The sequence below is a fragment of the Corallococcus exercitus genome, assembly GCF_003611585.1.
In the GTDB taxonomy this organism is placed as follows: domain Bacteria; phylum Myxococcota; class Myxococcia; order Myxococcales; family Myxococcaceae; genus Corallococcus; species Corallococcus exercitus.
Genome location: NZ_RAVW01000534.1, coordinates 1 through 5,784, shown reverse-complemented (window position 1 = coordinate 5,784; position 5,784 = coordinate 1). Strand labels below are relative to the sequence as shown.

At 69.9% G+C, this 5,784-nt stretch carries 6 protein-coding genes and 1 pseudogene; 3 read left to right on the top strand and 4 right to left on the bottom strand.

Features of this window, described 5'->3' with window-relative positions; genetic code table 11:
- Positions 1 to 465: alpha/beta hydrolase fold domain-containing protein (locus tag D7W79_RS37880; RefSeq protein WP_147442252.1), on the top strand; the 465-nt coding region annotated here is incomplete at its 5' end.
- A 51-nt stretch (positions 466 to 516) separates the two neighbouring features.
- On the opposite strand, the gene D7W79_RS37875 is transcribed toward D7W79_RS37880, so the two are convergent.
- Positions 517 to 1,389 carry an SDR family oxidoreductase gene (locus D7W79_RS37875; RefSeq protein WP_120530127.1) on the bottom strand — a complete coding sequence of 291 codons (873 nt, stop codon included), beginning with the start codon at positions 1,387 to 1,389 and terminating at the stop codon, positions 517 to 519.
- Positions 1,390 to 1,512: 123 nt separating this feature from the next.
- Here D7W79_RS37875 and D7W79_RS37870 point away from each other — a divergent pair, with 123 nt between their 5' ends.
- Complete coding sequence (locus tag D7W79_RS37870; RefSeq protein ID WP_120530126.1) at positions 1,513 to 2,235, top strand: TetR/AcrR family transcriptional regulator; 723 nt, start codon at positions 1,513 to 1,515, stop codon at positions 2,233 to 2,235.
- Between the two features lie 231 nt (positions 2,236 to 2,466).
- On the opposite strand, the gene D7W79_RS37865 is transcribed toward D7W79_RS37870, so the two are convergent.
- Complete coding sequence (locus D7W79_RS37865; protein WP_208729947.1) at positions 2,467 to 2,769, bottom strand: DUF1993 family protein; 303 nt, start codon at positions 2,767 to 2,769, stop codon at positions 2,467 to 2,469.
- An 80-nt stretch (positions 2,770 to 2,849) separates the two neighbouring features.
- On the opposite strand from D7W79_RS37865, the gene D7W79_RS37860 reads away from it, so the two are divergent.
- A complete protein-coding gene (locus D7W79_RS37860; RefSeq protein ID WP_244222197.1) occupies positions 2,850 to 3,584 on the top strand; it encodes a lysophospholipid acyltransferase family protein in 735 nt (244 codons plus the stop codon).
- Here the strand turns inward: D7W79_RS37860 and D7W79_RS37855 are convergent, their stop codons facing one another.
- Complete coding sequence (locus tag D7W79_RS37855) at positions 3,585 to 4,985, bottom strand: APC family permease (protein ID WP_120530124.1); 1,401 nt, start codon at positions 4,983 to 4,985, stop codon at positions 3,585 to 3,587.
- Positions 4,986 to 5,072: 87 nt separating this feature from the next.
- Positions 5,073 to 5,784: pseudogene (locus tag D7W79_RS44060) on the bottom strand (DUF3943 domain-containing protein); the annotation flags it as partial.

The window sequence follows — 5,784 nt, the reverse complement described above, 5'->3', positions numbered from 1 at the left end:
CTCCTGGCCCGGGACCGGCGCGGTCCTCGGCTGCTGGGCCAGCTGCTGCAATGCCCCATGCTGGATGACCGCAACGAGACGGAGTCCGCCCACCGGTACGATGGCGTCGGCGTCTGGGACCGCACCAGCAACCTGACGGCCTGGCAGGCGGTGCTGGGTGAGCGTCGCGGAGGCCCTGACGTGTCTCCCTATTCCGCGCCCGCGCGCGCAACGGATCTGCGAGGGCTGCCACCGACCTTCATCGACGTCGCGGCAGGGGAGACGTTCCGGGATGAAGCCGTGGCCTATGCCCGCGGAATCCTGGCCGCGGGCGGCGAGTGCGAGCTGCATGTCTGGGGGGGAGCCTTCCACGGCTTCTATGACATCGCCCCGCAGTCCGATGTGGCTCGGGCCTGCATCGCGGCGCGCGACGCGTGGCTGGGACGGATGTTCGCCCGTGGTGCCGCGAGCAGGGGCGCGACGTAACGGAGGGCCGGGGGACTTGCGCCCTCCAACGGGGTGCAAGCAACCCGGACGTCAGGCCGTCCGGCCCAGTTTCTCGGCAATCACCTCGCGCATGCCCGTCGGCGCATGCCCCAGCAGCTCCCGCAGCGTGGGGTCGACGGCCGCGAACTCACCGTCGCGGCTCGCGCGGTAGAGGCCGAGCGAGATGGCCACCGCGGGCGCGGGCATGCCGGAGGCCGTGAGCTTCGCGCGCATCTCGTCCTCCGGCACGGTGCTTCGCCGGAGCGGGCGTCCGAGGACGCTCGACGCGAGCTCGCACAGCGCTTCGAAGTCGAGCGCCTGCGCCGCCGTGAGCGGCGGCGTCGGCCCGTCGTAACGGCCCTCGTTCGCCAGGATCACCGCCGCCGCCTCCGCGAGGTCCTCGTGGGTGGTCCAGGAGACCTTTCCGTCCGCGGGCGCCTCGAAGACTCCCGTCTGCAGGCCCTTCGCCAGCAGGAACATCGCGCTCGAGGCGTAGAAGCCGTTGCGCAGCGCGGTCCACGCGAGCCCCGACTCGCTCAGCATCTGCTCCGTCGCCGCATGGTCGAGCATCGGGGAAAACGCCGAGGAACGGCTCGCGGCCATGTGGCTCGTGTAGACGATGCGCCGCGCGCCAGCGGACCGTGCGGCGTCGATGGCGGCGCGATGCTGGGCCAGGGTATCGCCGCCGGTCGCACGCGCATTCGACGAGACCATCAGCACCTGGGACGCGCCCTCGAAGGCGTGCGCGAGGCTCGCCGGATCCGCGAAGTCACCCCTGCGCACCCGGACGCCACGTTCCGCCAGGTCCTGGGCCTTTCGCACGTCCCGGACGCTGACGGCGACCCGGTCCACCGGGACGCGGGTGATGAGGCTCTCCACGATGAGACGGCCGAGCTGCCCGGTGGCTCCGGTCACGACGATCATCGAACGCTCCTTCGGATATCGGCGGAAACAGTTTTCCGTTACCGACGATAACGTAGCGGCCGTTAGCGGCGATATCAAGCCTTCGTTATCGGTGTTCCAGGGGCTGCGTGCTATCTCAGCCCCATGAGGGACCGCGAGAAGGTCGCTGCCGAGGACGCGGAGGGCTCCGATGTGCGCGCGCGCATCATCGCGGCCGCCGCTGAGCTCATCGCCTCCGGAGGGCCCGAGGCCGCGACGACGCGGGCCGTGGCCTCCGCCGCGGGGGTGCAGGCGCCGACCCTCTACCGGCTCTTCGGCGACAAGCGCGGCCTGCTCGCGGCCGTCTTCGAGCACGTCATGAAGAGCTACGTGTCGGAGAAGTCCGCGCGCAAGCCGCACCCGGATCCGCTTCAGGACTTTCGCGACGGCTGGGACATGCACCTCGCGTTCGGCCTCAGCCATCCCGGGCTGTTCGCCATCATGAGCAGCGATCCACAGCTGGCGTCGCAGTCCCCATCCCTTGGGGACGGGCAGGAGGTCCTGCGGCGGCGCATCCGGAACCTGGCGCTCGCGGGCAGGCTGCGGGTCAGTGAGGAGCGGGCGCTCGGCCTCGTGTCGGCGATGGGCATTGGCGCCGTGCTCACGCTCCTGAGCCAGCCCGAAGGCAAGCGCGACGCCGGACTCGCCCATGCCGCGCGCGAGGCGGCCGTGGCCGCCATCACGCGCGAGGCGGCGACACCGAAGAACGCGGAGGTCCGCGCCGTGGCCGCCGCGCTGCGTGCCTCCATGGACCGGATCCGTGTGCTCTCAAAAGGCGAAAGCCTGCTGCTGAGCGAGCTGCTCGAGCGCATCGCGGACGCGGAGTGACGGAAGCGCTGGCCGCTCCAGCGTGTGCCGCCAGGGCGGGCGCGAGCACATGGAACGCGAGGTGTCTCCACCCGCGCAATTTCCATCAAGTCGCGCGAGGCCCTCACCCCCTAAAGGTCTGCACTGTTCGCGGCGTCACCGCGACGACAGGAGACCTTGGGACGTGTTCCACGTCGGCAGTGGGGCCCGCTTCGGTGAAACCACCACCGACACGTCCAACGAATCTCCGGCTCAGGCTGATCTGGTGCGCAGCCGGCCTTCGTCATCACGCTTGCCGAGCGGCACGCCGCGCGAGCGGAGGATGTCGTAGGCCGTGACGGCGTGGAAATGGAAGTTCGGCAGGGAGAACGAGAGAATGAACGTCTCCGACGTGAAGGCGAGCCTCCGCGGCCCGATCTGAAGGTCCAGGTGCTTGCCCGCGCATCGGTCGACCTCGTCGGGCGTGAACGCCTCCAGCGCCACTTCCGCTTTGCGGATCATCGCCTGCAGGTCGGCGAAAGGGACCGGTCCGACCAGGGCCGGCGGGGCGAACACACCGGAGGACAGGCTGCTCCATCCGGGGCAATGCTCACCTGAGGTGGGTGGATCCGCCCATCCATGAGAGAGTGGGGCCCATCCGAATCCTCATCTCGATCGCGTTCTGGGCCTTCCTCGCGCTGTCCAGCGCGGTGTTGTTCATTGGAGCGCTCCTGCTTTGGGCGCTCACCCGCCCGTTTGACGCGAATGGACGCGTGCTTCACCTGTACTCGTGCTTCTGGGCGCAGCTGTATTTCTATGTGAACCCGATGTGGCACCTGCGGGTGGAAGGCCGTGAACGCCTGCCCTGGAAGGGCGCGGCGGTGCTGGTGGCCAACCACGAGTCGCTGGGGGACATCCTGGTCCTCTTCGGCCTCTACCGGCCGTTCAAGTGGGTCTCCAAGGCGGAGAACTTCAAGCTGCCGCTCATCGGCTGGAACATGCGCCTCAACCGCTACGTGCCGCTCATCCGCGGAGACCGCGCCAGCATCATCCAGATGATGGCCGGGTGCAGGCATTGGCTGTCGCGCGGCGTCCCCATCCTGATGTTTCCCGAAGGCACCCGCTCCCATGACGGCCAGGTGAAGGCCTTCAAGGACGGCGCCTTCACGCTCTCCATCCAGGAGCGCTGCCCCATCATCCCCGTGGTCCTCACCGGCACCGCGCGGACCATGCCCAAGCACGGGCTCATCCTCCAGCAGGCGGTCCACGCCCGGGTGCGCGTGCTGGAGCCCATCGACCCCGAGGGCTTCGCCGGGGACGTGCACGCCCTGCGCGACCACGTGCGCGACGTCATCATCCGCGAGAAGGCGCGCATGGACGCCGAGCGTTGATCAGGGCGCGCCGAGGGCCGGTGGAGCCTCCGGCCGCCGGGTGCGCCTGCGCCAGTAGAGGAACACGGGCACGCCCGCGCCAAGCAGCAACGTACCCTTGAGCGCGTTGAGCGGGTTGGACGCCGTCGAGCCCAGCAGGACGTACAGCGCTGCCGCGATGAAGAGCAGCGGGGTGAAGGGATAGCCGGGCACCCGGTACGCGGCGCGGGGCACCAGGCCCTGCCGCTCGCGCGCGCGGTAGACGAACAGCGTCGCGGCCGTGGCACCGAAGACGAGCCAGTCCGCGAAGACGACGGAGTCGAGCAGCTCTCCGTACGTGCCCGTGCCCGTGAGGAGGATGGCCCAGACCGCCTGGAAGAGGATGGCGTTGGAGGGCGTGCGGAAGCGCGGGTGCAGCCGGGCCATCCAGGGGAAGAAAAGTCCATCCGCGGCCATGGCCTGGTAGACGCGCGGCGAGACGAGGATGACGAGGTTGAGGAAGCCAAAGGTGGAGAGGGCCACGCCCGCGGTGATGAACGTGCGGCCCGCGGGCCCCAGCAGCTGGCCGAGCGCGTCCGCCGCCGGGGCGCTGCTCGCCGCGAGCCCCGCCGCGCCAAGCGTGCGCAGGTAGGTGAGGTTGGCGAGCAGGTACACCGTCACCACGCCGATGACGCCGAGCAACAGCGCGCGCGGCAGGTTGCGCTCGGGGTCGACCATCTCTTCCGCCACGAAGTTCGTCTGCTGCCACCCTCCGTAGCTGAACAGCACCGGGACGAGCGCCGCCCCCAGGGCGAGCACGAGGGAGTCGGGCGCCTGGGGAGCGGCGACGGCCTCCGCCACCGCCGGATGGGCGCTCTCGAGCAGGAGTCCCGCGCCCACGAGCACCGCGAGCGCCAGCAGCTTGAGCACGGTGAAGACATTCTGCGTGAGCGCCCCGGGCCGCACGCCAAGGTAGTTCACCCCGGAGAGCAGGAGGATGGCGCCGACGGCGAGCGGGAACCGGAAGCCGGGCCCCAGGCCGGTGAGCGCGAGGGTGTAGTTGGCGAAGGTGACGGCCACCGCGGCAATGGCCCCGGTGGCGATCATGAGCATCATTCCCCACGCGTTGAGGAACGCGGGCAGCGGGCCAAAGGCATCACGCAGGTAGACGTAGCTGCCGCCCGCCTTGGGGATGCGCTGCCCCAGCTCCCCGTAGATGAAGGCGCCGATGAGCGCCACCCCTCCGCCGAGCAGCCACACGCCCAGGGTGAGCCCCGGCGTGTGCACGCGCTGAGCGACGATGGCCGGGTTCAGGAAGATGCCCGAGCCGATGATGCCGCCAATGACGAGCATCACCCCCGAGAAGAGGCCGACGCGGCGCGCGTATCCGTCACGAGGCTCGGCCGAACGGGCTCCGGCTTCATCCTGGGGGGAGGGACGCATGGGGCGCCGAGCATAGTCCGGCGGCTGCCTGTCGCGGGGCCCGGGGGAGGGGGAGCGCGTCGAACCCAAAAGGAAAGACAGACAGGCTCAGTGCCACGACACGAACACCTGGAACCGCGGGGTCTGCAGGGGCTCGCGCGTCGCGCCGGAGATGAGGCTGTCGCGCCGGAAGAGCTGGAGGCTGCCTCCCAGCCCCAGCCCACGGAAGACGGGGATGTCCGCATGGAGGCGTCCCTCGTGGATCAGGTGGTCCTTCACCACGCCGTCCAGGGTGTGGATCCATGACGTCTCCAGCTCTACGCCGAAGTACTCCCTCGGCCAGGAGCCCAACGCGGCCCGCAGCGTGACTCCCACCCCGGGCCCGTAGTCGTAGCCCCGTTCGTTGGTTTCGGTGGGGTTGGTGGAGATGGCCGCGAGCGCCACTCCCCGCAGGTCCAGGGCCGCGCGCACATCCATCGCTCCCTTCAGCACGTGGCGGTAGAGCAGGCTCCCGCTGAAGGACTGCGCGCCCACCTGGTAGTTGCCGATGTCCACGAAGTCGTAGAACTGGTACGCGCCCAGCAGGATCTGCGACTGGGGTCGCCGCACCAGCGAGGTGACCGCGAGCAGTCCCTGCGCCTCGGCCTGGCCGAGGAAGTGCCCCTGGCGGGCGATGAAGCTGGCGTCCACCGCGAAGCTGTCGAACGGCTTGCGGAAGTCGTCGAGGAACGGGTCGCCATGGCGCATGCCCAACCCGATGAGGAGCCGGCCCTCGCCCGCTTTCCCCGCGGCGCCATCTCCCTCCTGGAGGAACCCCACC

Excerpts from the sequence above, each read along its gene's own strand:
- D7W79_RS37870 (WP_120530126.1), top strand. The coding sequence starts at position 1,513 with ATGAGGGACCGCGAGAAGGTCGCTGCCGAGGACGCGGAGGGCTCCGAT.
- D7W79_RS37855 (WP_120530124.1), bottom strand. The coding sequence starts at position 4,985 with ATGCGTCCCTCCCCCCAGGATGAAGCCGGAGCCCGTTCGGCCGAGCCT.
- D7W79_RS37875 (WP_120530127.1), bottom strand. The coding sequence starts at position 1,389 with ATGATCGTCGTGACCGGAGCCACCGGGCAGCTCGGCCGTCTCATCGTG.